We start from the raw sequence: 23,552 nt of genomic DNA, 5'->3' as shown, positions 1-23,552 counted from the left end.
CAAGTTGTGGGAGTGGTTACAGTTGTGCTTGAGATCTAACCATCATCATTTTCTAAGTTACTGACTTCATCAATCCATTTTTCGTCATCGCTCTCGTCTACCACTTCCCAATAACCTTGCATCACCCAAAAGCTCAAATAGCGTATTAATTGCTTGTGATGAGCAAAACTCGCAATATCCTCGCTACTCACTATTCGGGCTGACAACACGCTTTTGAAGTGAATAATTTCTTCTTCTGATGCGCTGATATGCTGGGTAATGCCGTTGATGCCAAAGTGTAATGATTGAGCATCATGGGCAATGCAAACGGTGTGGGTGTCTAAGTTTCGTAAAAGTGTGGGGTAAGGAGCTTGAAGCAGCATATCGTGAGGTAACGACTCAGGTGTATTCTCGTTGGCTTCATCTTCACTATTTTCGTCATCGCAGTTAAGAGCAAGGCTTGAATTAAAGCTCAAAAACCAACTCTCGAAAGACGGGCTATCGATAGCGTTTTTTAGTAATGCACGTAGCTTTGTCAGTTCTAACATTGTCATTTCAGCGCTGTGCTCGCGCAAGGCTAAATCAGGGTCTTGATAGCGTTGTTCTGCTAGTTGGTGTTCCAAACAATAGTTAGTGAAGTTATCGAGCAGTTGAACTTGGCTTGGTGCTCTGAAACCAACGGAGTAATTTAAACATTCCGTTAGCGCTATTCCGTTATGGGGAAAACCCGGAGGAATGTAGATAATGTCTCCACTTTCTAGCACTTCATCAATAATAGGCTCGAACATTTCAATTTGTTTTAATAGTGGATGTGGCAAATATTCGTTGTGTTCATCTTTTGCGCCCACTTGCCACCTGCGGGAGCCTTTACCTTGAATAATAAAAACATCGTATTGGTCAATGTGTGGTCCTACACCTGCACCGGCTACAGAATAACTCACCATTAGGTCATCTATGCGCCAATGCGGAATGAAGTTAAAGGCGTCGAGCAAATCACAAGCGTCTTCAATGTAATGGTTAACGCCTTGTGCTAACAGTGTCCATTTGCCTTTGCAGATCTCATCGAAGGACTCAAATGGCCCTTGTTCAACGTACCATTGTTTTTGTATGGATGTAGATTGCTCAAGGCGAATAATTCGACTATCGACTTCATCTAATTGCGCTAGCCCTGCGAGATCATGCTCGTCCAATGGGTCGTGAAAATCGGGTACACCGGCTTTAATAACCAACGGTTGTTTTTGCCAGTAATGTGTGAGGAAGTGTTGGATGTCGAAATTGAGCATGAGATTTAATTCCAATGAGAAAATGCGTGCGTTTGAGCCCTTGTCCTTTTACATTGCGTTGCTTCGGCGGCTCAAAATTAAATGCGAGTTTTACTTTTTTATAGGTTGAGTGACTAAGTTGAATTTTGCCAGTTTGCCCGAGTGATTGCATTCTTGATGCGAGGTTAACCGTGTCGCCCCAAATATCGTAACTTAGCTTATCTGTACCAATTATGCCGGCAATAATAGGCCCTGAGTGTATACCAATACGTAGTCCGGCTTGAAAATTGTGTTGTAAACAGATGTGCTCAAAGGTTTGTTGGAGTCGCAAAGCACACAAGCAAGTTTGGTATGCATGATTTTTTTGAATTATAGGCGCGCCTGCCACCGCCATGTACTCATCACCGATAGTTTTGATTTTTTCTAGCCTATACTGTTGGCAAACGTGGTCAAATGCCGAATACAAAGCGTCTAGAAAGTGAACTAATTCATCTGAAGAGTGGATTTGAGCCAGCTTACTAAAGCCTTGAATATCGGCAAACAATACACTGGCCTCTGCGATGTTTTGAATGCTTTTTTGTGGATGAGTGAAGGTTTTTCTTGCCAGTGTTTTAGGTAGCATGTTTTCGATAAGTGTGCGTTGATAGGCTTTTTCGTCTTCATGCAGTTGCCATTGTTTGAGTAGTTTTCTGAAAAGTATAGAAAATACTGATAAACAGCCTAACATCATCATTAAATGCACCAAAACTAAAGTGAAGTGTGTTGTGTTACCAACGTGCCAAACCATAAAGAGTGCGGTTAAATGCAAAATGCCAAGTATCGCCAACGGGTAGGATAGTGCGTTAAGCACTCGATATGAAGATGTAGCTGTCATTGTGGTTCTCCTTAACCAAATTTGTGAAGCTCGTCCTGAGCTTTTAATGAGGCTAGATGTTTATACACCTAGCCCGGTTTTATTTCTTGTAAACAAACTCGCATTAGGCCAAATTTAGGCAATCAAGGCTTCGGTTAACCTAATGGCATCACCAATGTAAGTGGCAGGCGAAAGCTGTTTTAGCTCTGCTTTGGCGTTATCTGGAATCGCTAATGCGTCGATGAAGTCAGCAATAATATTTTGATTGACCTTCTTACCACGGGTTAATTCTTTTAACTTTTCATAAGGTTTTTCAACCCCATAGCGGCGCATTACCGTTTGAATTGGCTCTGCTAATAGTTCCCAATTGTTATCTAATTCAGCTAATAGGCTTGGCTCGTTAACTTCTAATTTGCTAATGCCTTTTAGCGTTGCTTGATAGGCAATGCTGGAATAAGCCACACCTACGCCAAGGTTGCGTAACACGGTAGAGTCAGTCAGGTCGCGTTGCCAACGTGATACCGGCAACTTAGTGGCAAGGTGAGCAAAAATAGCATTAGCCAAGCCTAAGTTACCCTCTGAGTTTTCAAAATCAATCGGGTTCACTTTGTGAGGCATGGTAGAAGAGCCAATTTCACCTGCTACCGTTTTTTGCTTGAAATGACCCAGCGCAATGTAACCCCAAACGTCACGATCGAAGTCGAGCAAGATGGTGTTAAAGCGTGCAATTGCATCAAATAGCTCCGCAATATAATCATGCGGTTCGATTTGTGTGGTGCTAGGGTTCCATGTTAAGCCTAAGCTGTTAACAAAGCTTTCAGAAAAGGCGTGCCAGTCAACATTGGGGTAGGCAGAAAGGTGTGCATTGTAGTTACCAACGGCACCATTAATCTTGCCAAGAATGCTGACTTCTGCAATGGCGTCGCGTTGGCGTTTTAGCCTAACGTATACGTTCGCCATTTCCTTACCCATAGTGGTAGGAGAGGCAGGTTGACCATGAGTACGTGCCATCATTGGAACGGCTTTGTGCTCGGCAGCAAGGTTGCGCATGGCATCGAGTATCTTGTCGCAGTAAGGCAAAATCACTTCTTCACGCGCATGCTTTAGCATCAAACCGTGGGACAAATTGTTAATGTCTTCCGATGTGCAGGCAAAATGAATGAACTCGCTAACCGCTCTCAGTTCACTATGGGTCTCAACTTGCTCTTTTAAAAAGTATTCAATTGCTTTTACATCATGGTTAGTGGTGCGCTCGATGTCTTTAATTCTTTCAGCGTGTTCTAGATTGAAGTTGGCGGCGATGCTATCAAGCAACGCGTTGGCTTCTTCACTGAACTTAGGCACTTCTTCAATACCTTCATGAGAAGACAGAGCTTGTAGCCATGTTACTTCCGCTTGAACTCGAAAACGGAACAAGCCGAATTCACTGAAAATACTTCTTAATTCAGTTGTTTTACTGCCATAACGCCCATCGACTGGGGAAATAGCGGAAAGCATTGATAAATCCATGCATACCTCAGTTACTTAGATTCTTCGAATTGGCGCACAAGTTCGTGAACCACTTTTAAGATTTTATTACGTTGGAAAATGATGTTTCGGCGTTTACCGCCCAGTTGACGCCACAATACGGCTGAACGAATTCCCGCAAGCAACACTGCTCGCACTTTATCTTGAACGCCTGCTTGCTTAAGTATATCTGGACTTCCCGCAACTTGTATTTTACTGCCTAAAGGGCTGATAACGTCTTTATAAACGCTTGCAAGGTTAGCAATCATTGGCGCTTCAAAAAGCTCGCTGTGCATACGCTGGCGTTTGATGTGCTCAATACGCTGACCTAATGTATTCAACGTTGTGGTGTTGCGGGTGAGCTTGCGCTCTAAACCAAGAATATCGGCAATATATCGGGTGATTTCTGAGTCTTTGCGTCCAGATTTATTGTTGAGTTGGTTTTCGAGTGTTGCGATGCCTGCCTGCAAACCGCTTAAACCACCAAAGATCTCAACGGTATCGTTGGCGTCGGTAACGACGATGGACTCAATGCTTGCTTCAAATGCGTTTGGCTCGACTTTGCCTGTTCTTGCTAAGTTTTTAACTAAAAACGCGGATTGGCAAACTCCAGCGAGTGCTAGTTGTTGGTCTACATAGTTATCCATTATCTAATGTAACTCTCAATGATGCCGCCACCTAAACAAATTTCGTTTTGGTAGAATACGGCGGATTGACCTGGCGTGACAGCTTTTTGCGGGGAGTCAAATACAACTTTAACCGTATCGCCTTCAGGGGTAATTGTGCATGGAATGTCAGCTTGCCTATAACGCGTTTTCACTGACGCTTTAATGCTGCTTGTTGGACCTTCTCTGTTTACCCAATGTAGTTGGTTTGCAATCAAACCATCGGAAAACAGGCGAGGGTGGTTTGCACCTTGCCCGACAATCAACACGTTGTTCGGTACGTCTTTATCAACAACATACCATGGTTCGTCTCCATGCTCTTTTTTGCCGCCAATTAACAAGCCTTTTCGTTGTCCAAGCGTGTGATACATCAAGCCTTGATGCTCACCAATTTCCTCGCCTTCGGCTGTCTGGATAATCCCCGGTTGGGCAGGCAAATACTTGGATAAGAAATCTTTAAATTTGCGCTCGCCGATAAAACAAATGCCGGTGCTATCTTTTTTATCGTGAGTAATCAGGTCATGGCGCTTGGCAATTTCGCGCACTTCAGGTTTGGGTATATGCCCGATAGGGAATAAGGTTTTAGCAATCTGTTTTTCGCCGAGGGTATACAGGAAATAGCTTTGATCTTTGTTGTCGTCTTGACCTCGAATTAGCTGCCAGTGACCATCTTGATAACGTCTTTGTGTGTAGTGCCCCGTGGCAATATAATCTGCCCCTAAATCTTCAGCGGCAAATTCTAAGAAGGCCTTAAATTTGATTTCCTTGTTGCACATGATGTCAGGGTTTGGGGTTCTGCCTGCTTGGTATTCTTCTAGAAAATACTCGAACACGTTATCCCAATACTCAGCGGCGAAGTTGATGGTATGTAGCTCTATCCCTAGTTTTTCTGCAACCATTTGTGCATCGCGCAAATCTTCTGCGGCTGCGCAATATTCGTCATTATCATCCTCTTCCCAGTTTTTCATGAACAGACCTTCCACCTGATAGCCTTGCTCCTTTAACAGCAAAGCAGAAACAGATGAGTCAACACCGCCGGACATTCCAACAATGACTTTGACGTGTTCGGGTGAGCGATGATCAACGGGCGAGATTTCTATGGGCATTGAGTACCTATCAATTTAGCATTTTAATCAAGGGGTCAATTCGGCTGCGCATCTTAGCAAAAACATCCATATGTTTCATGAAAATTACGTCAAATTCGTAGAATTGAACTCAAATTGGAAAATAATTTCCCGGTTCAATGCCGTCGAGAGTCCAACTACCAATGCGATACCGAATGAGGCGCAATGTTGGATGACCAATATTCGCTGTCATTCTACGTACTTGTCGATTGCGCCCTTCACTTATCGTAATAGAAAGCCATGTTGTTGGGATATGTTTACGCTCTCGAATGGGTGGGTTGCGAGGCCATACTTCTGGTTCTTGAATAATTTCTATTTTTGCAGGTTTTGTTGGCCCATCTTTTAACATCAATCCGTTTCGGAACGCTTGTAGCTTTGCTTCGCTGGGAACGCCTTCTACCTGCACCCAATAAGTCTTGCTGACATTTTTCTTAGGGGAGGTGAGCTTGTGCTGCAATTTACCATCGTTGGTTAAAATCAGAAGACCTTCACTGTCTCTGTCGAGTCGACCTGCGGCGTACACTTGTGGCACATCAATGTAGTGTTTAAGGGTTTCTCTGCCATCGGCATCGGTAAATTGACTTAGCACATTGAAGGGCTTATTAAAAAGAATAACCTGTACTGGAGAACTGGTCGGATTAGTGGTTGGTTTTTGGGCCATGGCGCTACAATTCTTTATTTTTAAGGAGTCTACAAGCAAAACGCACTTTTTATTCTACACGATTTTACTAACCAAACAGATTAATCTTGAGGCAAACACTTGTATAAAGAGGGATTGCCCTTATATCATCTGCCAAAGTTTTTTCTGTTCAAACCGATACGTGCGGATAGCCTTTTTGAAAAAGCGTCGTATCAAACTGTCTTGAGCCGGAATCGATCTTCCTTCAATTGGGCTTTCCGGCCGCAAAAATCAGGTAGCGAGCTACCCCACAAATTGAGGTACACAATGTCCCAAAATAAGTCGAAAATCATCTACACTAAAACTGATGAGGCACCTGCATTAGCAACGTATTCTTTGTTGCCAATCATCAAGCGTTTTGCCTCAGCGGCCGATGTTGATGTGGAATTGAGCGATATTTCTTTAGCCGGGCGTATTTTGGCTAATTTCCCTGAATACTTATCTGAAGATCAACGTATTCCAGATGAACTTTCTATTTTGGGTGAGCTGACTCAAAAACCAGAAACAAATATCATTAAGTTACCAAATATCAGTGCGTCAATTCCGCAGTTAAGAGCAGCGATTAAAGAGTTGAACGAAAAAGGTTTCAATGTTCCGGCTTTTCCTGAAGATCCTAAGTCGGATGAAGAGAAAGAAATTAAAGAGCGTTATAGCAAGGTGCTAGGTAGCGCGGTAAACCCTGTCTTGCGTGAAGGTAACTCCGATCGTCGTGCCCCTAACGCGGTTAAGAATTATGCGAAAAAACACCCGCATTCAATGGGGGAATGGAGCCAAGCATCACGCTCACACGTTGCACACATGCGTGGTGGTGATTTCTTCTCTGGTGAAAAATCAGTAACGGTTGAAAAAGCGGGCCATGTTCGTATTGAGTTCACTGATAAAAATGGCAACGTAAAAGTGCTTAAGCCTCGAATTGACTTGCTTGAAAGCGAAGTGATCGACGGCATGTTTATGAGCAAAAAGGCACTTTGCAAATTCTTTGAAGAACAAATTGAAGACGCGAAGAAAACCGGTATTTTGTTCTCCTTGCACGTTAAAGCGACCATGATGAAGGTATCTCACCCAATTGTGTTTGGTCATTGCGTAAAAGTATTCTACAAAGAATTGTTTGATAAGTACGGCGAATTATTCGAGCAACTTGGTGTGAATCCAAACAATGGCTTGGGCAGTGTTTACGATAAAATTGCTTCTTTGCCTGAATCACAGCGTTCTGAAATCGAAGCTGACATTAATGCGTGTTACGCAAACCGCCCACCTATTGCGATGGTGAATTCTGATAAAGGTATTTCTAACCTACACGTACCTAGTGACGTAATCGTTGATGCCTCAATGCCTGCAATGATCCGTAGTTCAGGTCAAATGTGGGGACCAGATGGTAAGTTACACGATACCAAAGCGGTGATCCCAGAAAGTACCTATGCCACTATTTATCAAGAAGCGATTAATTTCTGTAAAACCCATGGCGCATTTGATCCAACCACAATGGGTACCGTTCCTAACGTTGGTTTGATGGCGCAAAAAGCGGAAGAATACGGCTCTCACGATAAAACATTCGAAATGGAAGCTGATGGCACAATGCGCATCATTGACCAAGATGAAAACGTGTTAATTGAGCATGAAGTAGAAGAAGGCGACATCTGGCGCATGTGTCAGGTGAAAGATGAGCCTATCCGTGATTGGGTTAAGCTTGCTGTTAACCGCGCCCGTTTGTCTGGTATGCCTGCTGTATTTTGGTTAGATGAAGAACGCGCACATGACAGACAACTTATAGAGAAAGTTGAAAAGTATTTAGGCGATCATGATACGGACGGCTTAAATATTCAAATTATGTCACCTGTTCGCGCTATTCGTTATTCGATGGAGCGCGCAATTCGAGGGTTAGATACGATCTCTGTAACAGGTAACGTATTGCGTGATTATTTAACCGACTTGTTCCCGATTCTTGAGTTAGGTACAAGTGCGAAGATGTTGTCAATTGTACCTCTTATGGCTGGCGGTGGCCTGTTCGAGACCGGCGCAGGGGGTTCTGCACCTAAACACGTTCAGCAGTTTGTTGAAGAAGGGCACTTGCGTTGGGATTCCTTAGGTGAGTTTTTGGCGTTAGGTGTTTCCTTAGAAGACTTTGCCAATAAACAAGGTAACGCTAAGGCGAAAGTGCTTGCATCAGCGTTAGATAAGGCAACAGAGAAATTGCTGAATAATGGCAAATCACCATTACGTAAAGCGGGCCAGTTGGATAATCGTGGTAGTCACTTCTATTTAGCAATGTATTGGGCCGAAGCTGTAGCCAATCAATCAGAAGATGCTGAGTTAGCAAGTGAATTTGCTCCGTTGTTTAAATCATTGAGCGAAAATGAAGAAAGCATTATTGCTGAAATTGACGCGACACAGGGTAAAGAGCTTGATATTGGTGGTTACTACTTACCAGAAGAAGGTAAGGTGACTGCGGCTATGTGCCCAAGTGCAACGTTAAATAACGTGTTACAAGCCTAATAAACAACGAGCGTGTTCTGTTCTAGTTGGATGTAGATAGAACTAGCTAGAATAGAATGTTTGTTGTCTTAAAAAGCCTGACAATTGTCGGGCTTTTTTGTGTCTGGGAAACAGTAAATGTTGATAAATACAGGAATTGTTGAACATAGCACAATCCAATATCAGTGAAGGAGATCGATTTTTTAAGCATTCAAAATGTAATAAAGTTGACCGCTATGTATAAAAAAATATTTTTTTTGGATGAGAAAAAGATACGAATAAGAAACGAATTATTAGAATGGAGTGACTATTTTTTTGATTTTTTAACTAATTGTATTATTTAATTTTTTATTTTTATTTCCTGTTTGGTAAGTTGTTTATAAAGCAGCCCCCCCTGCCTGCTTTAAACTTCTTAACGGTAGCCGTCTTCTATAAAAGTAATATTTGCTGCGTGAAGGCCTTTAGGACCTTTTTCGACATCAAAGTTAACTTCTTGGCCCGCTTTCAGCGTTCTATATCCGTCCATTTGTATTGTTGAAAAATGAGCGAATACATCCTCGCCGCCATCTTCAGGAACGATAAAACCGAACCCTTTAGCGTTGTTGAACCATTTAACTTTACCAACTGCCATAATATTATTCCAGGTTAGCTCCTTGATAAGATTAATGAAGACCCCACAATATAGTGAAACGCTTTCAAACTTCGAGAACGATACCTGACACCGTGGGCGTTTAGTAACAAAACAACTGTAGTTATGGTACTCTGCTGGTGTCAAGAAATTATTGTGTATTTCTTGAATAAGTTAAAAATTTCGGTCTATTTCTCAACATTCGGCTAGAATAAACTATGTCCAGAAACAATATTCTTGGTGTGAGTCACGAAAAACAATTAGAGGCGGTTAAACAAAAGGTTCAACCGCCACCAATGTACAAAGTCCTAATCAATAATGACGACTACACACCTATGGACTTTGTGGTAGAAGTATTGATGCGTTTTTTCAATCTGGATCATGAAAAGGCGAATCAAATCATGCTAACGGTGCATTACCGAGGAAAGGCCGTATGTGGCCTATATACCTCAGAAGTTGCGGAGACTAAAGTAATGCAAGTTAATGAATACGCAAGGAAAAATCAGCATCCATTGCTTTGTTCGATGGAAGAAGCATAAACTGTTCGGGAGACGCCAATATGTTAAATAAAGATTTAGAAAAAACGTTAAATGAAGCCTTTATTTTCGCTCGCGAAAACCGTCATGAGTTTATGACTGTAGAGCATTTGCTATTGGCTCTTTTGGATAATCATTCTGCCAAGGAAGCACTCAAGGCGTGTGGGGCTGATATTGATACGATGAAAACTGAGTTGACTCAGTTTGTCAAAGAAACTACGCCTTTATTGCTGGATGAAAACGATCCAGAAAGGGAAACACAACCTACCTTAGGTTTCCAACGCGTTTTACAACGCGCCGTTTTTCATGTTCAAAGCTCAGGAAAAGAAGAAGTTTTAGGTTCCAATGTTTTAGTTGCAATTTTTAGCGAGCAAGAATCTCAGTCAGTCTATATTTTGAAGAAAGCGGATGTAACGCGTCTTGATGTCGTGAATTACATTTCTCATGGTGTGCGCAAGAATGACGAAGATGCACCAGAAAGCAACGAGATTGAAGATGAAGATCAGGGAGAAATTGAATCCACATCGACCTCTGTCCTTGAAAAGTATTCCACTAATCTAAATGCCTTGGCGCGAGAGGGTAAAATTGACCCGCTCATTGGTCGCGATTCAGAACTTGAAAGAACGATTCAAGTGCTTTGTCGCCGCCGCAAAAATAATCCATTGTTGGTGGGCGAAGCTGGAGTGGGCAAAACCGCTATTGCAGAAGGGTTGGCTTACCGCATTGTTGAGAATACTGTTCCCGATGTCATCGCATCCGCTACCGTATATTCACTCGATCTTGGAGGCTTGCTTGCTGGTACTAAGTACCGAGGTGACTTCGAGAAACGATTAAAAGGGATTTTAAAAGAACTGCAAAAAGATCCAGATGCGATTTTGTTCATTGACGAAATCCATACTATTATCGGTGCCGGGGCTGCTTCCGGCGGTGTCATGGATGCGTCGAATTTATTAAAACCTAAACTCGCTAGCGGGGATTTACGTTGTGTTGGTTCAACAACGTATCAGGAGTATCAAGGTATCTTCGAGAAAGACAGAGCATTGGCTCGTCGTTTCCAGAAAATTGATATTAATGAGCCAAGCATAAGCGATACCACAAAAATTTTATTGGGTTTGAAGTCCCGCTATGAAGAACATCATAGTGTGCATTACACGAAAAAAGCCATTGCTGCGGCGGCAGAATTGTCGGCGAAGTATATAAACGAACGTCATTTACCTGATAAAGCCATTGATGTAATTGACGAAGCAGGAGCAAGTCAGCGTTTGTTAAGTGCATCAAAACGTAAGAAAACGATTGGTGTAACTGATATTGAGCATATCATTGCGAAAATGGCTCGTATTCCTGAGAAGTCCGTATCGGCCTCTGATAAAGAAGTTCTCAAGAACCTGTCCCGTGACCTTAAGATGGTTGTGTTCGGCCAGGATAAGGCGATAGAAACGCTTACAGACGCTATTCGCTTGTCTCGTTCTGGATTAGGTAATGAAGAAAAGCCAATTGGTAGTTTCTTGTTTGCAGGACCAACAGGGGTAGGTAAAACCGAAGTTACTCAACAGTTATCGAAAGTCATGGGCGTTGACTTAATCCGCTTTGACATGTCTGAATACATGGAGCGTCATGCTGTAAGCCGCTTGATTGGTGCGCCTCCGGGGTATGTTGGCTTTGACCAAGGTGGCTTGTTAACAGACGCTGTAATAAAGAGCCCATACTCAGTTGTATTGTTAGATGAGATTGAAAAAGCGCACAGCGATATTTATAACATTCTGCTACAAGTCATGGACCACGGTACTTTAACGGACAACAACGGCCGTAAAGTGGACTTCAGAAATGTGGTATTAGTTATGACAACCAATGCGGGTGTTCAAGAGACTTCGCGCAAATCAATCGGCTTTAAGCAGCAAGATCATACTCATGATGCGATGTCGGAGATTAATCGCACCTTTACTCCTGAGTTTCGAAACCGTTTAGATGGCATTATTTGGTTTAATCACCTTGAAACCGACGTTATCTTGCAAGTGGTGGATAAATTCATTGTTGAGCTTCAAGCACAACTGGATAACAAGGGAGTTTCCATTGAGGTTACTAATGATGCCAGAGCGTGGTTAGCTGAAAAAGGCTACGATCGTAATATGGGGGCAAGACCAATGGCGAGATTGATTCAGGAAAAACTTAAAAAGAACTTGGCCAACGAGTTATTGTTTGGATGCTTGGTTGACGGTGGCAGTGTGAAAATTGATATTAAAGATGATGAGCTGGATTTTCATTTTCAATCAGCTAAGAAGGCCAGCACGGCAAAAGGTTAAGCGTTAGTCGCTTCAGTACACAATGAAAAATGGGAAGCAGATGCTTCCCATTTTTTTATCGCCATAAACCGAATTTAGAACTGGGCCCAAAGTCGCAAAGCCTCTTTAATAAAAAGGGGATAAGCTATTGAGGACATTTGAACTTCCGAACGCGTTCCAATTAAGACTAGAGTAAAAAAGGGCGTTCAGACGATTAAGATAATTGATGTTATCTTGCTCTGTAGATGATGCGACCTTTCGTCAAGTCGTAAGGTGTCATCTCTACTGTGACTTTGTCACCCGTTAAAATTCGAATATAGTTTTTGCGCATTTTTCCTGAAATATGCGCTGTCACAACGTGACCATTTTCTAGTTCCACACGGAACATAGTGTTTGGAAGCGTGTCTAACACGGTGCCTTCCATTTCAATACAATCTTCTTTTGCCATTTAGTTTAGTTACCTTAGCTATTCTCTATGCCGAACGCGGCGCAGATCTTGCCCAATAATAAAGCGTCTGTAAAGTTTAGACGCACTTTTTTTGAAAACTCACCCAGCGATGGTCGATATATTGTTCATTTGGAAGGAATTTGCGCTTGTAATTCATCTTTCGACTGGTGTCGATTTGATAACCTAAATACACATATTCCTTACCCATTGCTTGGGCTTTCTTAATTTGATGTAAGATCGCCAGCGTTCCAAGGGAACGTGATTCTAGATCCGGATCATAGAAAGTGTACAGTGCTGATAAACTATTTCTTAGCTCATCTGTTACTGCTACGGCTGCGATTTTACCTTCACATATCAATTCTATAAATAAGGGAGGCGCCCAATTATTTCTCAAAAAGTCGAGAAATTGCTCTGGTGTTGGCGGGTACATTGAGCCATCCGCGTGTCTTTCTTCAATATAACGAGCATATAACTCATAGTATTCGGGTTTATTTTGGCGGCTTATGCGGCACTCTATATCCTTATTTTTATTCAGAATTCGTTTCTGACTTTTACTTTCTTTAAATTGTGAAACGGGAACTCGCAATGATTGGCAGGCGTGACAAGACGGGCATTGAGGTCGATAAACTTGGTCCCCACTGCGCCTGAATCCTGATTCTAATAATTTTTCGTAATCATCAAGTGTCGAATATAAACTACTACCAACGTATACCAGCAGTCTTTCTTTATTTTCTGGAATGTAAGAGCAATCAAAAGGTTGAGTTATGCCAAACTTCATGGAGGTCATTAGGAGTAAAGTGCCTTTTGGATTTGTTAAGAATACATCTCTGCTGATTCAATTTATATTAATAGTAGCAAGCTGACGTTAAACGCAAAGTGTATTATCGGCAAAAAGTGACCTTTTTCGCCAATAATTTTCAGGTGGACGAATATTAATAGACTTTGATAAGTCTTCAAGAAACGCATGACGCTCTATTGATTTTACCCCAAGAGTTGATAAGTGCTCAGTTGGCATTTGGCAATCAATGAAGGCGTTTTCCAGAGGTTTTAGTAGATTAACTAAGCAGTAAAAAGCCAATTTAGAGGCGTTGGTCGCGTGGTGAAACATGGATTCTCCACAATAGGCGCTTCCGACAACAACACCATAGAGCCCTCCGACGAGGGCATCACCAGACCATACTTCAATAGAGTGGGCATGACCTAAGCGATGCAATGCTTGATAAGCTTCAATAATGTCGTCCGTAATCCAAGTGCCTTCCTCTTCGCTACGAAGCAAAGAACAAGTCTCAATCACCTCATCAAATGCCGTATTGAGTGTGACATGAAAAGGGGTTTTACGAAGGAATTTACTAAAGCTGCGAGATATATGGTAATCCTCTAGGTATAGCACCGCCCTAGGACTTGGGGACCACCACAAAATCGGTTCTTCTCCCGAAAACCAAGGGAAAATGCCTTGTTGATACGCTGCTATTAAACGCTTGGGCGACAAATCGCCACCACAAGCCAATAATCCATTGGGAGTGTCTAACGCTTCTTCAGGATCAGGAAAGTGAACGGCTTCGGGTAATTCGTATATGTAGATGGTCATGATATGAAAATGCGGCGCTCAATAAAACGAGCGCCCTCAATTGAATAATTAAGCACTTTCTTCACTATCGAGGAAGCGCTCGGCATCTAAAGCCGCCATACAGCCTGTGCCCGCAGAGGTAATAGCTTGGCGATAAATATGGTCACTGACATCACCCGCAGCGTAAACGCCTTTAACGCTGGTTTGTGTGGCGTTACCATCACTACCACTTTGAACAGTCAAATAGCCGTCTTTCATTTCAAGTTGACCTTTAAATAAGTCGGTGTTTGGCTTATGACCAATTGCAACAAACACACCCATTACATCTAGGCTTTCTATCGCGCCTGATTGTGTATCTTTAATTTTGACACCTGCCACGCCCATATCATCGCCAATCACTTCATCAAGTGTACGGTTTAAGTGGAGTACAATATTGCCGTTAGCGACTTTATCCATCAGTCGCTTGGTTAGTATCTTTTCAGAGCGGAAGGTGTCGCGACGGTGAATTAAGTGTACTTCTGAGGCTAAATTAGATAGGTAAAGCGCTTCTTCAACTGCGGTGTTCCCCCCCCCGATGACTGCCACTTTTTTCCCTTTGTAGAAGAATCCGTCACATGTCGCACAGGCAGAAACACCTTTACCCATGAAGCTTTGCTCAGACTCTAAGCCAAGGTATTGTGCGGATGCTCCTGTAGCAATAATTAATGCATCACAGGTATATTCGCCAGAATCACCCGTTAATTTGAATGGACGTGCGCTTAAGTCGGCTTTGTTGATATGGTCAAAAACGATCTCTGTGTCGAATTTTTCTGCGTGCTGTTGCATGCGCACCATCAGTTCCGGGCCTTGCAAATCACCAGGGTCCCCCGGCCAATTTTCTACTTCCGTTGTTGTGGTTAATTGTCCACCTTGTTGAATTCCAGTGATCAAAACAGGCTGCAAATTTGCTCTGGCAGCGTAGACTGCGGCAGTGTAACCGGCGGGGCCCGAGCCTAAAATGAGTAATCGGCAGTGTTTAGTATTCGACATAGAATTCTCCAGAGTTTATTCGTTTTTGTTAATGCTGGTTGCGTAGGATATTGAATTCTTTTAGAGAAAACGCAACGAACGGAATGCTCTTTGATATGGCCTGACATATCATTTTCAAGCACATCATGAAAAAAAGCGTATTTTAAAGGCTGATTGTCCCAACAACTATAAAAAAAAATAACTTACTTATACCAATTCGTTTTTTTCGTTAATTTCATTGTTGACTGAGTGACAGGTAAGCAAAACTAGATAAAAATAAATAGGTTATAATTATTAATGGGAGAATAAATACGCATTCCTAATCTCATTTTATATTATTCATCGCTATTTTCCGGTGCTGTTTTATACAACTAAAATCTAATAGCGCAAAAATAATACTAAACCACACTTAGATTGGCTATTGCATAATCCTACTCTAGTGGCGCTTTGGCGTCAGATTAATTGTCATCAATATGTTGAGTCTATTATTTTACAGAGTAAAGGAGGCGATTGTGCAATAGTCGCTCTATACTTATTTAAACGGAGAGCTAAATTTACAGCTACTGATTTCGTTTAAGGTTGCAAAGTTGTTTATTGTAATCGAATGGGAGCCATCTATGTCGCAACACCGGATCCTGATATTGGATGATGAACCAGAAATCCTAAAAGCGCTTAAGCGAGTTTTGCGAAAAGACTTTGAGGTTTCAGTGTTTACGGAAGGACGAGATGCATTGCACGAGCTTCATCAGCATTTATATACCGTCCTGATTACCGACATGCGAATGCCTACAATGGATGGAGCCACTTTTTTAGAAAAAGCTCACGAAGTGAGCCCACTAAGTAAAAAAATTCTCCTAACGGGTTACTCTGATCCAAAAGACGCGAGTTCTGCAATTAATCGTGGTCATATCAATTTCTACATCAATAAACCGTGGGACAACGACGAATTGATCTCCATGATCAAAAAGTGCGTAGAAGATTTTGTTAACGAATACCAGCAGAGACTGATCAATAAACAAATTGTTTCTCAAAACGAATCGCTTGTGGCTCAGCGGCTAGCGCTTGAACAACAGTTGAAGCAAGTTGAAAAAACGGGCACCACTCACAAGCTGGATAAGAATGCTGTAACCATTAAAGCCAAAGACATGTTCAATAAAGTGGCTTATGTGTTGGGAGAATGCATTAAGTTTCACAATCTCGATCCGTTCGGTCATGGCGATCGTATTGCTAGCCAAGTTAAGCATCTTGGTACTAAGTTTGGTATTTCAGCGTCAATAGTCTATCAAATGACAATGGCTGCGCGTTTGTACGAAATTGGCAAGATGCAAATGTCCCAAGAGGAAATTCGCAAGCCGGACAATACGCGTTATGTAGATAGCTCGCGAAGACATACTTTCTTCTTAGAATTGAGTTCCGATTTATTGGCCACATTTAATGATTTTATCGGCGTTTCCACCATTGTTAGACATATCTTTGAAAATGTTGACGGGACTGGCGGACCTTCGGCATTAGCGGGGGAAAAAGTGCCTATCCCCTGTCAGATAATCCGTATCTGCGCCGAATACGATAACTTGGTTGTTGGGCGAACGACAGGTTCGATCATCTCGCCGCAAAAAGCATTGGCGCAAGTGATGGAGGAGCAGAAAAACCATGTTATTTTGAAAGTACGCAAGGCATTTTATGATCTTATGCTACAGTTGGATTCTTCTATTGATGAGCCAATTGAGTACGCGTTATCGGTATCGCAATTAAAACCGGGCATGATCCTTGTTCATGATGTACCTCTGGAAGCCGCAAAGTCTAATTACTTGAATAAAGGTCATGTGCTTACGGTGGAAAACTTGGAAAACCTGAAGAAGATAGAAAGTAACCGTAAAACGCCGTTAATTGTGTACGCTTATCCTCATCTTATTGAAGATGAAGACGATGATGAAACTGAAAGTGAAGAACAATTTGCTGATTATTAATTTTTAGTCGACGCCAAATGTGTTAAGAATGGGTTATGATTTAGAACTACATCAACGCTAATCGATAATCGAAAAGTAAAGAGATAGAAGAAAGGTGGGTCAGATGTCACAAAGCTTTGCAAGTATGGTGAAAGACGGTCATGTTTACATGAAAGATTGGCCGATGAAAAAAGAGCTACAGAGCATCTTTCCTGAGAACCGTGTCATATCGGCAACTCGCTTCGGTTTACGTTGGATGCCGCCCTCGGCTGTCATTAGCGCTACCGTTATGTTGCAAGTAAATGGCTCTGAATATTTGCCTCAAGCTATTGCTATTGCCGCTTTCTTCTTAAGTTTACCTTTTCAGGGATTGTTATGGTTAGGACATCGCTCTAAGCAATCCTTACCGCCTTCTATTCGAGCGTGGTATCACGAAATCCATGCCAAAATGCGAGAGCAGGGCTGTGAGGTAGCAGTAAATCGTTCAGTGCCTCGCTATCGAGAACTCGCCTTGTTACTGAAAAAAGCATTTAAAGAGCTTGATCGCGCATTTACAAAAAATTGGTTTTAAAACACTTTTTGCCGATTTTAATGCAATAGATGCATTCTTCTTGGTAATTCTTTTATAATCACGTCCCGAACTGAGATGAATCGTTTTTAAATTGGTAAAGCATGGAAAAAACCTACATTACTGCTCAGTCTTTGTTAGAAGACTCCTTTAGACTAGCAGCGAAAGTCTACGAAGATGGCTTTAGGCCAAAATTTGTTATTGGTATTTGGCGCGGTGGTACACCTGTGGGCATCGCAGTACAAGAATATTTCGAATTTAAAGAAGTTGAAACCGACCACATTGCGGTAAGAACTTCGTCTTACTACGGTATCAATAAACAATCAAAAACCATTAAAGTGCATGGTCTTCAATATTTAATTGAAAATGCCAACGCAGACGATAGCTTGCTCATTGTCGACGATGTTTTTGATTCAGGCCGCAGTGTTGATGCGTTGATTAATCAAATGAAGCAATCGATGCGTCTGAATTACCCGAAAGATGTGCGAGTAGCGACACCATGGTATAAGCCGGGTAATAACAAAACCAAAATGGTGCCAGACTATTATGTTCATGAAACCAGCGAATGGTTGGTTTTCCCACATGAATTGAAGGGCTTAACTGACGACGAGATTAAAGAAAAGTCGGACTTAGCTAACGTTATGGCGTTATTTGTCAAACCTTAGCTAAGCGGGACAAAAGGGCATGTATATCATGCCCTTTTTTATGTTCTTGGACGGCTCAATTTCAAAGCTAAATAATTGCTACTTATCCAAATAGTATCTGTCTTGGTAGGTATAAACCCAAAGCGGGCAGTAAATCACCAACATGGTCATTGTCATGCCATTGAGCATTCCTTCAGGAAATAGCAGTAATGGTATCAAGATAAGATAATTATCAACCACCACTTGCCAACTGTGAATGCCTTCTAACGCGTAGTATGAACCCAATAGCCCCATTTTAAAGGCAATGGTTGCTGCGCCTGCAAAAAAGCCACTGACAAAAATATAAACAAACAAATGTTTAGGTAAGCGGTAAAAGGTCAGATTATAAATGGCGTAAGTAAAGGTAATGGGCAGAAAAACGCCAAGTAATCCGTTTACGCCAAGCATTTCCCATGATTCTCCGCCAATAGCGGTGGTGCCGACGAGAGCTAGGCTTGCGCTAATAACCGACAGCCGAAACCCAAGCAATAACACACAAGCGGTAATCCATAAAAAGTGAACGTTCAAACCCGGATAAATTCCGGTTCTAAAAATCCACATAATGAAAAGTGCCGCTGCGCTACCGAATAACAAGTGCTGGCTGCCTTTGTTTTCTAAGCGCAGCCATAAGGGTTTTTGTTTAAGTAAATACACCAGCACACCAGCGTATAATACCAAACTTAAACCTTGTAGCATTGTGATATCAAACACAGTTCGTTCGCTTACGTTATTGGTACACCGCCCAAATAGGCGCGTGGTCAGAAGGCTTTTCTAAGCCTCTAATTTCATAATCAATGCCAGCCGATTCGAGTTTCTCGTGCAAGGATGGTGTTGCCAAAATCAGGTCAATGCGTAGGCCGCGATTATCATCAAAACCGCGTGAGCGATAATCAAACCAGCTAAATTGGTCGTTTACTTCTGGGTGAATGCTACGGAAGCTATCATGGAAGCCCCAGCTCATTAGTAAATCCATCCACTCTCTTTCTTCTGGCAAGAAGCTACATTTGCCGGTTTTTAACCAACGTTTGCGATTCGGCTCACCTATGCCAATGTCTAAATCAGTGTGAGAAATATTGACGTCGCCCATTACAATCACGTTGTCTTGTGGCGTGTGATGAGTGTTTAAATAGGTCATTAAATCTTGGTAAAACTTGCGTTTTGCCGGGAATTTGATCTCATGATCGCGGCTTTCACCCTGCGGGAAATAGCCATTTAATACACGTACTTGCTCACCATTTTCTAAGGTGAAGGTCGCCATGATCATACGACGCTGTGCATCTTCTGGGTCGGTTGGGAAACCGTATTGCACATCTATCGGTTCTTGTTTGCACATGATGGCTACGCCGTAATGGCTTTTCTGACCAAAGTAATACACGTTATATCCCAATGCTTGGACGTCGGCTAAGGGGAACATGTCGTCGTGAACTTTAATTTCTTGCAGGCCAATTACATCAGGCTGATGTTTGTCGATAAGGGCTTTAAGTTGAGGAATTCTGGCTCTTAGGCCATTGATATTAAAAGAAATAAATTTCATTTGTTCAGGCAGTCAATCAAAAGTTCGCTCATGTTACCAGAACCCGGAAAAGGGTAGTAGGGGCTGAATAGGAAATGTCCACTAAAATTGCATGCAACTGCTAGCTATTCGCGCTTTTGTGCTACACTCGCTGCCACGAAAAGCGAATAAAATAGTGCCCGACACCTCTATGCTTCATCTTGTTCAGTCCAACAAAATGGAAGTGCTTTGTCAGCATCTTCTTCACTATATTCAACAGGTTTATCAAAGTAGCGCGCAACAATCACTGAATCAGGTGCTACAACCGCTTCCGATTTTGGTGCAAAGCCCCGGAATGGCGCAATGGCTTAAGGTGAAAATCGCTGAGTCACTTGGCATTGCTGCAAACTTTTCTTTTCCATTACCTTCAAGTTACATCTGGGATTTGTACCGACAGCATATTAACGATTTGCCTCAAGAGTCGGCATTTACCAAAGAAAATATGCAATGGAAGTTAATGCAAATCCTGCCTCAAATGCTCGATTTACCGGAGTTCTCAGCTATTAAAGCATATTTGTTGGCGCCATCGGACAGCATTCGCTTCCCACATGCCAAGCAAAACAATACCAATAGTGAGCAACGCCGCTTATTTCAATTGGCGGGCAAAATTGCCGATATCTATGACCAATACTTGGTGTACCGTCCTGATTGGATCCTTGCGTGGGAGCAAAACGAAGCTGCGCCGTTTGTAAATATAGAGGCACATCCGTGGCAACCTGTGTTGTGGCGAGCATTAGTGACTCAAACTCAGAAGCTAGCGCAATCACCGTGGCACCGAGCTAATTTACATGAACAACTATTAGCGAAATTAGCCGCTTTACCAGACAGTGATACGCCTGTGTTTATTTTTGGCATTTCCGCCATTCCCAAGCAACAACTCGAAGTCTTTAGTGTATTGGCACAAACGCGCGATGTATTCGTATTTTGGGCGAACCCTTGCGAACACTATTGGGGCGATATTGTTTCTGAAGCGGTTAAAGAGAAAAAGCAACTTGACCTATTCGAACAAGCCGAACAGCAACAAAAAGATGTGTCTGAGGATGCGTTAAACGCGTTAACCTTATATGAAACCGGCAATCCGTTGTTAGCATCGTGGGGCAAATTAGGGCGCGAGTTCCAAGACATGCTGTTGGAATGTGAAAATGCCGTTGGGATGAACAGTGAGGATGCGTTCTTGCGCGCGCCAAACAACACTCTGTTATCTCATATTCAAGAAGACATTTTGCAACTTTGTGCGCCATCACCTCAAGCTGATTTAGTGAAAAATGCTCATGATGATCAATCGCTGTACGTTGTGAGTTGTCATTCAAAATTGCGTGAACTGGAAGTGTTACATGACCATTTATTACATCGCCTGCAAGCCGACAGAGAGCTATCGTTAGGCGATATTATCGTAATGATGCCCAATGTAGCGGAATACGCACCTTATATTGATGCCGTCTTTGGTGGAGCCGACAAATCTCGCTACTTGGCCTACGCCATTTCCGATAGAAACGTAATTGAAGAATCGCCGGTGGTGAAAGCCTTCATGCAGATACTAGCACTGCATCAAAGCCGTTTTACTTTTACTCAAGTTTTAGAAATTTTTGCAGTTCCCGATGTGCTAACTCGTTTTCAAGTCGAAGAGAGTGAATTACCGATTTTACATCATTGGTTGCGAGAGGCAGGCGTACGCTGGGGGATGAGCGGAGAAGATAAGCAGCGTTGGGACTTGCCAAGCGAGTCGCAAAACACTTGGTTATTTGGCCTACGGCGATTGCTGTCAGGTTATGCCATGGGCAATGCAGGTATCAACGCAAAAGCCGAAGCATCATCAATTGATGAGACGTTGTTAGTGACCGCATCTGATGAGCATATTTCGCCTTATACCGAGCTTGAAGGACAACAAAGCGATGTCTTGGGTAAGTTCATCGAGTTCTTACTTTGCTTGGAAAGCATTCTATTACAAGCGCAACAACAACAAAGCTTGTCAGAAAAAGCAGCGTTAGCGGAAAACTGGCTGGCAGCGTTATTCGAAGTGTCAGATGAACAAGCTTACTATTTGCAGCAAATATTGGATGCGTTGGCAAAAGTGTCGGAGCATGAAAGCCAATACGGAGAAGGCGTCGAGCAGGACGTATTTGTTGAAGCTATGCAGCAGCAACTTGGCTCAAAAGGCGTTGGTCAACGTTTTCTCGCTGGCAAAATTAATTTTTGTACATTAATGCCAATGCGGAGTATTCCGTTCAGGCAAGTGTGCATTTTGGGCATGAATGACCCCGGTTATCCGCGCGTTGTTGCGCCTGTTGGTTTCGATTTAATGGCCGATTCACCTGCAAGAAAGGGCGATCGTTCACGCCGTTGGGACGACAGATACCTGTTTTTGGAAGCGATTTTGTCTGCCCGTGAACAGCTTTATATTAGTTACATTGGCAAAGATGAGCGTGATAATGCCGATCGCACACCGTCGATATTACTCACTGAATTACTGCATTATTGCCAGCGTTATCACCCAAACGACAAACCTCTGGTCAACGTCATTGAGCAGCCTTTACAGCCGTTCCATCGCGCCTATTATCAAAAGGGTGGTGCTGAGAATGTTGCGGCTGAATGTTTAACCGATGTAAATCAACAAATGCTTGCACAGAGCTTTAACCGAACATGGCTTTCGGTATTGAATGCTTCCCAGCATAAGAAACAGAACCCCCAAATTACGAAATCAGAAACTGACTTTGTTGATGCTGGGCTTCCCATTCAACATCACACAAACACCCAAGAGTTAACGTTGACGTCTTTACTCATGTGTTTGCGTAATCCGGCTAAATACTTTTTTGAACAGCGTTGGCATACGCGATTTGGCGCTCCGCATGGCGTGGTGGAAGACGACGAACCTTTGCTACTCGACAGCCTGTCTCGTTATCAATTAGTGCCAAGCGTGATGCGAGATGCATCAGGTCATCAGGCTCGGGAACACATGAGTGCTGACGGGAAATTACCCATCGGCAGCATTGCCAATGTGGCTTTGAAGGAACTTGAACTTTTGCGTGATCAACTGAGCGAGCAAGCAAAAAGCGCTTATTCTCCATTAATATTGCATGACCAACCGCAATGGCAAGATTTGCATTGCACGCTGGCGCTTAAACAAGGTGAAAACTCGCAGCAAGATCTTCCCGAACATCAACTAGAACAGTTGATTCGTTTAAGTGGCCGCGTTAGCGGGATCTATTCGTTGGCATCTGCGGTAGAAGGTTTAAATGGCAACCCAGTCAACACGGTATTGGTGCGTTGGCGTCCGGGGAAATTGCGCGCTATCGACCGACTATTGTTGTGGGCAGAATGGTTGTTTTTGTGCGTGGCAGATAAGCAACAGACAGTACAGGAAGCCTGTTTTATTGGCATTGACAAAGTGATGAAACTACCTCGTATTGATGCAGGTTCCGCTTCTCACCACCTGCAACAAATGTTGGCGTTCTGGTATCAATCGTTGTCTCAGCCACAAATCTTTTTTGCTGAAACCGCTTGGGTTTGGCTTAGCTCGCAAGATGAAAAACAAAGCATTCAAACCTATGTAGGAAATGGTTTTATAGGGGGAGCAGCAGAAGCTGATGATCCACATTTTCAGCGAATTTGCCCGGATTTAGGGCGGCAATTCGAGGCGTTAACTCGCCATGCCGATGCTTTAGTGAAACCCTTGTTTCTGCTTGATGAGCAATACAACCAGCCCAAGAAAAAGACCAAAGCGAGCGCGGGTAAAAGCGGTGTAAAAAGCAAAGGGGTTGCACAGGGAAAAGCGCCAGAAAATAAGAGAGGCGAATAAG

20 protein-coding genes are annotated in these 23,552 nt (G+C 42.8%); 7 read left to right on the top strand and 13 right to left on the bottom strand.

The features are described from left to right. Positions 1 to 35: 35 nt before the first annotated feature. From HJG39_RS00940 to HJG39_RS00915, 6 genes are all read right to left on the bottom strand, one after another. Positions 36 to 1,262, bottom strand: coding sequence for a cupin domain-containing protein (locus HJG39_RS00940; protein WP_268405664.1), 1,227 nt, complete (start codon positions 1,260 to 1,262; stop codon positions 36 to 38). Beyond that, positions 1,198 to 2,115 carry an adenylate/guanylate cyclase domain-containing protein gene (locus HJG39_RS00935; RefSeq protein WP_268405662.1) on the bottom strand — a complete coding sequence of 306 codons (918 nt, stop codon included), beginning with the start codon at positions 2,113 to 2,115 and terminating at the stop codon, positions 1,198 to 1,200. The genes HJG39_RS00940 and HJG39_RS00935 overlap by 65 nt, the downstream gene beginning before the upstream one ends. 114 nt (positions 2,116 to 2,229) lie before the next feature. Further along, the gene (gene purB, locus HJG39_RS00930) at positions 2,230 to 3,603 is read right to left on the bottom strand and encodes an adenylosuccinate lyase (RefSeq protein WP_268405659.1); all 1,374 of its coding nucleotides are present in this window, start codon (positions 3,601 to 3,603) and stop codon (positions 2,230 to 2,232) included. A gap of 11 nt (positions 3,604 to 3,614) precedes the next feature. Beyond that, the gene (hflD, locus tag HJG39_RS00925) at positions 3,615 to 4,247 is read right to left on the bottom strand and encodes a high frequency lysogenization protein HflD (RefSeq protein WP_442780986.1); all 633 of its coding nucleotides are present in this window, start codon (positions 4,245 to 4,247) and stop codon (positions 3,615 to 3,617) included. Further along, entirely contained in the window at positions 4,247 to 5,371 is a 1,125-nt protein-coding gene (mnmA, locus tag HJG39_RS00920; protein WP_268405656.1) for a tRNA 2-thiouridine(34) synthase MnmA, read from the bottom strand. The genes hflD and mnmA overlap by 1 nt, the downstream gene beginning before the upstream one ends. Positions 5,372 to 5,480: 109 nt before the next feature. Then, entirely contained in the window at positions 5,481 to 6,050 is a 570-nt protein-coding gene (locus HJG39_RS00915) for a pseudouridine synthase (protein WP_268405653.1), read from the bottom strand. A gap of 285 nt (positions 6,051 to 6,335) precedes the next feature. Here HJG39_RS00915 and HJG39_RS00910 point away from each other — a divergent pair, with 285 nt between their 5' ends. After that, positions 6,336 to 8,561, top strand: coding sequence for an NADP-dependent isocitrate dehydrogenase (locus HJG39_RS00910; protein WP_268405650.1), 2,226 nt, complete (start codon positions 6,336 to 6,338; stop codon positions 8,559 to 8,561). A 391-nt stretch (positions 8,562 to 8,952) separates the two neighbouring features. Here HJG39_RS00910 and cspD read toward each other — a convergent pair whose 3' ends face one another. Next, the gene (cspD, locus tag HJG39_RS00905; protein ID WP_268405647.1) at positions 8,953 to 9,171 is read right to left on the bottom strand and encodes a cold shock domain-containing protein CspD; all 219 of its coding nucleotides are present in this window, start codon (positions 9,169 to 9,171) and stop codon (positions 8,953 to 8,955) included. Positions 9,172 to 9,386: 215 nt separating this feature from the next. Between cspD and clpS the strand changes: the two genes are divergently transcribed. Then, positions 9,387 to 9,707, top strand: coding sequence for an ATP-dependent Clp protease adapter ClpS (gene clpS, locus HJG39_RS00900; RefSeq protein WP_268405644.1), 321 nt, complete (start codon positions 9,387 to 9,389; stop codon positions 9,705 to 9,707). A gap of 20 nt (positions 9,708 to 9,727) precedes the next feature. Continuing rightward, on the top strand, positions 9,728 to 12,004 hold the full coding sequence (clpA, locus tag HJG39_RS00895; protein ID WP_268405641.1) for an ATP-dependent Clp protease ATP-binding subunit ClpA: 2,277 nt from the start codon (positions 9,728 to 9,730) through the stop codon (positions 12,002 to 12,004). A 208-nt stretch (positions 12,005 to 12,212) separates the two neighbouring features. Here the strand turns inward: clpA and infA are convergent, their stop codons facing one another. The 4 genes from infA to trxB form a co-directional block, all read right to left on the bottom strand. Then, positions 12,213 to 12,431 (bottom strand): translation initiation factor IF-1, encoded by a 219-nt coding sequence (infA, locus tag HJG39_RS00890; protein ID WP_008844395.1) that lies wholly within the window; start codon positions 12,429 to 12,431, stop codon positions 12,213 to 12,215. A gap of 76 nt (positions 12,432 to 12,507) precedes the next feature. After that, positions 12,508 to 13,209, bottom strand: coding sequence for an arginyltransferase (locus tag HJG39_RS00885; RefSeq protein WP_268406258.1), 702 nt, complete (start codon positions 13,207 to 13,209; stop codon positions 12,508 to 12,510). A gap of 87 nt (positions 13,210 to 13,296) precedes the next feature. Beyond that, entirely contained in the window at positions 13,297 to 14,019 is a 723-nt protein-coding gene (gene aat, locus HJG39_RS00880) for a leucyl/phenylalanyl-tRNA--protein transferase (RefSeq protein WP_268405638.1), read from the bottom strand. A gap of 48 nt (positions 14,020 to 14,067) precedes the next feature. Further along, entirely contained in the window at positions 14,068 to 15,027 is a 960-nt protein-coding gene (trxB, locus tag HJG39_RS00875) for a thioredoxin-disulfide reductase (protein ID WP_268405635.1), read from the bottom strand. A gap of 596 nt (positions 15,028 to 15,623) precedes the next feature. On the opposite strand from trxB, the gene HJG39_RS00870 reads away from it, so the two are divergent. The 3 genes from HJG39_RS00870 (at position 15,624) to HJG39_RS00860 (ending at position 18,185) form a co-directional block, all read left to right on the top strand. Beyond that, complete coding sequence (locus HJG39_RS00870) at positions 15,624 to 16,973, top strand: response regulator (RefSeq protein ID WP_268405632.1); 1,350 nt, start codon at positions 15,624 to 15,626, stop codon at positions 16,971 to 16,973. A gap of 103 nt (positions 16,974 to 17,076) precedes the next feature. Beyond that, positions 17,077 to 17,523, top strand: a complete 447-nt coding sequence (yfbV, locus tag HJG39_RS00865; RefSeq protein ID WP_268405629.1) for a terminus macrodomain insulation protein YfbV — start codon at positions 17,077 to 17,079, stop codon at positions 17,521 to 17,523. A gap of 101 nt (positions 17,524 to 17,624) precedes the next feature. Next, positions 17,625 to 18,185 carry a phosphoribosyltransferase gene (locus tag HJG39_RS00860; RefSeq protein WP_268405626.1) on the top strand — a complete coding sequence of 187 codons (561 nt, stop codon included), beginning with the start codon at positions 17,625 to 17,627 and terminating at the stop codon, positions 18,183 to 18,185. A 78-nt stretch (positions 18,186 to 18,263) separates the two neighbouring features. On the opposite strand, the gene HJG39_RS00855 is transcribed toward HJG39_RS00860, so the two are convergent. Both HJG39_RS00855 and xthA read right to left on the bottom strand, forming a co-directional pair. Then, on the bottom strand, positions 18,264 to 18,905 hold the full coding sequence (locus tag HJG39_RS00855) for an energy-coupling factor ABC transporter permease (protein WP_268406255.1): 642 nt from the start codon (positions 18,903 to 18,905) through the stop codon (positions 18,264 to 18,266). Positions 18,906 to 18,930: 25 nt separating this feature from the next. Next, positions 18,931 to 19,737: an exodeoxyribonuclease III gene (gene xthA, locus HJG39_RS00850; RefSeq protein ID WP_268405623.1), complete on the bottom strand. Its 807-nt coding sequence runs from the start codon at positions 19,735 to 19,737 to the stop codon at positions 18,931 to 18,933. Between the two features lie 91 nt (positions 19,738 to 19,828). Here xthA and recC point away from each other — a divergent pair, with 91 nt between their 5' ends. Beyond that, positions 19,829 to 23,551 carry an exodeoxyribonuclease V subunit gamma gene (recC, locus tag HJG39_RS00845; protein ID WP_268405620.1) on the top strand — a complete coding sequence of 1,241 codons (3,723 nt, stop codon included), beginning with the start codon at positions 19,829 to 19,831 and terminating at the stop codon, positions 23,549 to 23,551. Position 23,552 lies beyond the last annotated feature (1 nt).

The organism is Alteromonas sp. a30, assembly GCF_026788005.1.
GTDB lineage: Bacteria > Pseudomonadota > Gammaproteobacteria > Enterobacterales > Alteromonadaceae > Paraneptunicella.
This window is presented reverse-complemented; position numbering and strand designations above follow the sequence as displayed.

What these genes read in the sequence shown, in the direction of transcription:
- HJG39_RS00940 (WP_268405664.1), bottom strand. Translation starts at nt 1,262, where the DNA reads ATGCTCAATTTCGACATCCAACACTTCCTCACACATTACTGGCAAAAA.
- HJG39_RS00935 (WP_268405662.1), bottom strand. Translation starts at nt 2,115, where the DNA reads ATGACAGCTACATCTTCATATCGAGTGCTTAACGCACTATCCTACCCG.
- purB (WP_268405659.1), bottom strand. Translation starts at nt 3,603, where the DNA reads ATGGATTTATCAATGCTTTCCGCTATTTCCCCAGTCGATGGGCGTTAT.
- hflD (WP_442780986.1), bottom strand. Translation starts at nt 4,247, where the DNA reads ATGGATAACTATGTAGACCAACAACTAGCACTCGCTGGAGTTTGCCAA.
- mnmA (WP_268405656.1), bottom strand. Translation starts at nt 5,371, where the DNA reads ATGCCCATAGAAATCTCGCCCGTTGATCATCGCTCACCCGAACACGTC.
- HJG39_RS00915 (WP_268405653.1), bottom strand. Translation starts at nt 6,050, where the DNA reads ATGGCCCAAAAACCAACCACTAATCCGACCAGTTCTCCAGTACAGGTT.
- HJG39_RS00910 (WP_268405650.1), top strand. Translation starts at nt 6,336, where the DNA reads ATGTCCCAAAATAAGTCGAAAATCATCTACACTAAAACTGATGAGGCA.
- cspD (WP_268405647.1), bottom strand. Translation starts at nt 9,171, where the DNA reads ATGGCAGTTGGTAAAGTTAAATGGTTCAACAACGCTAAAGGGTTCGGT.
- clpS (WP_268405644.1), top strand. Translation starts at nt 9,387, where the DNA reads ATGTCCAGAAACAATATTCTTGGTGTGAGTCACGAAAAACAATTAGAG.
- clpA (WP_268405641.1), top strand. Translation starts at nt 9,728, where the DNA reads ATGTTAAATAAAGATTTAGAAAAAACGTTAAATGAAGCCTTTATTTTC.
- infA (WP_008844395.1), bottom strand. Translation starts at nt 12,431, where the DNA reads ATGGCAAAAGAAGATTGTATTGAAATGGAAGGCACCGTGTTAGACACG.
- HJG39_RS00885 (WP_268406258.1), bottom strand. Translation starts at nt 13,209, where the DNA reads ATGAAGTTTGGCATAACTCAACCTTTTGATTGCTCTTACATTCCAGAA.
- aat (WP_268405638.1), bottom strand. Translation starts at nt 14,019, where the DNA reads ATGACCATCTACATATACGAATTACCCGAAGCCGTTCACTTTCCTGAT.
- trxB (WP_268405635.1), bottom strand. Translation starts at nt 15,027, where the DNA reads ATGTCGAATACTAAACACTGCCGATTACTCATTTTAGGCTCGGGCCCC.
- HJG39_RS00870 (WP_268405632.1), top strand. Translation starts at nt 15,624, where the DNA reads ATGTCGCAACACCGGATCCTGATATTGGATGATGAACCAGAAATCCTA.
- yfbV (WP_268405629.1), top strand. Translation starts at nt 17,077, where the DNA reads ATGTCACAAAGCTTTGCAAGTATGGTGAAAGACGGTCATGTTTACATG.
- HJG39_RS00860 (WP_268405626.1), top strand. Translation starts at nt 17,625, where the DNA reads ATGGAAAAAACCTACATTACTGCTCAGTCTTTGTTAGAAGACTCCTTT.
- xthA (WP_268405623.1), bottom strand. Translation starts at nt 19,737, where the DNA reads ATGAAATTTATTTCTTTTAATATCAATGGCCTAAGAGCCAGAATTCCT.
- recC (WP_268405620.1), top strand. Translation starts at nt 19,829, where the DNA reads ATGCAACTGCTAGCTATTCGCGCTTTTGTGCTACACTCGCTGCCACGA.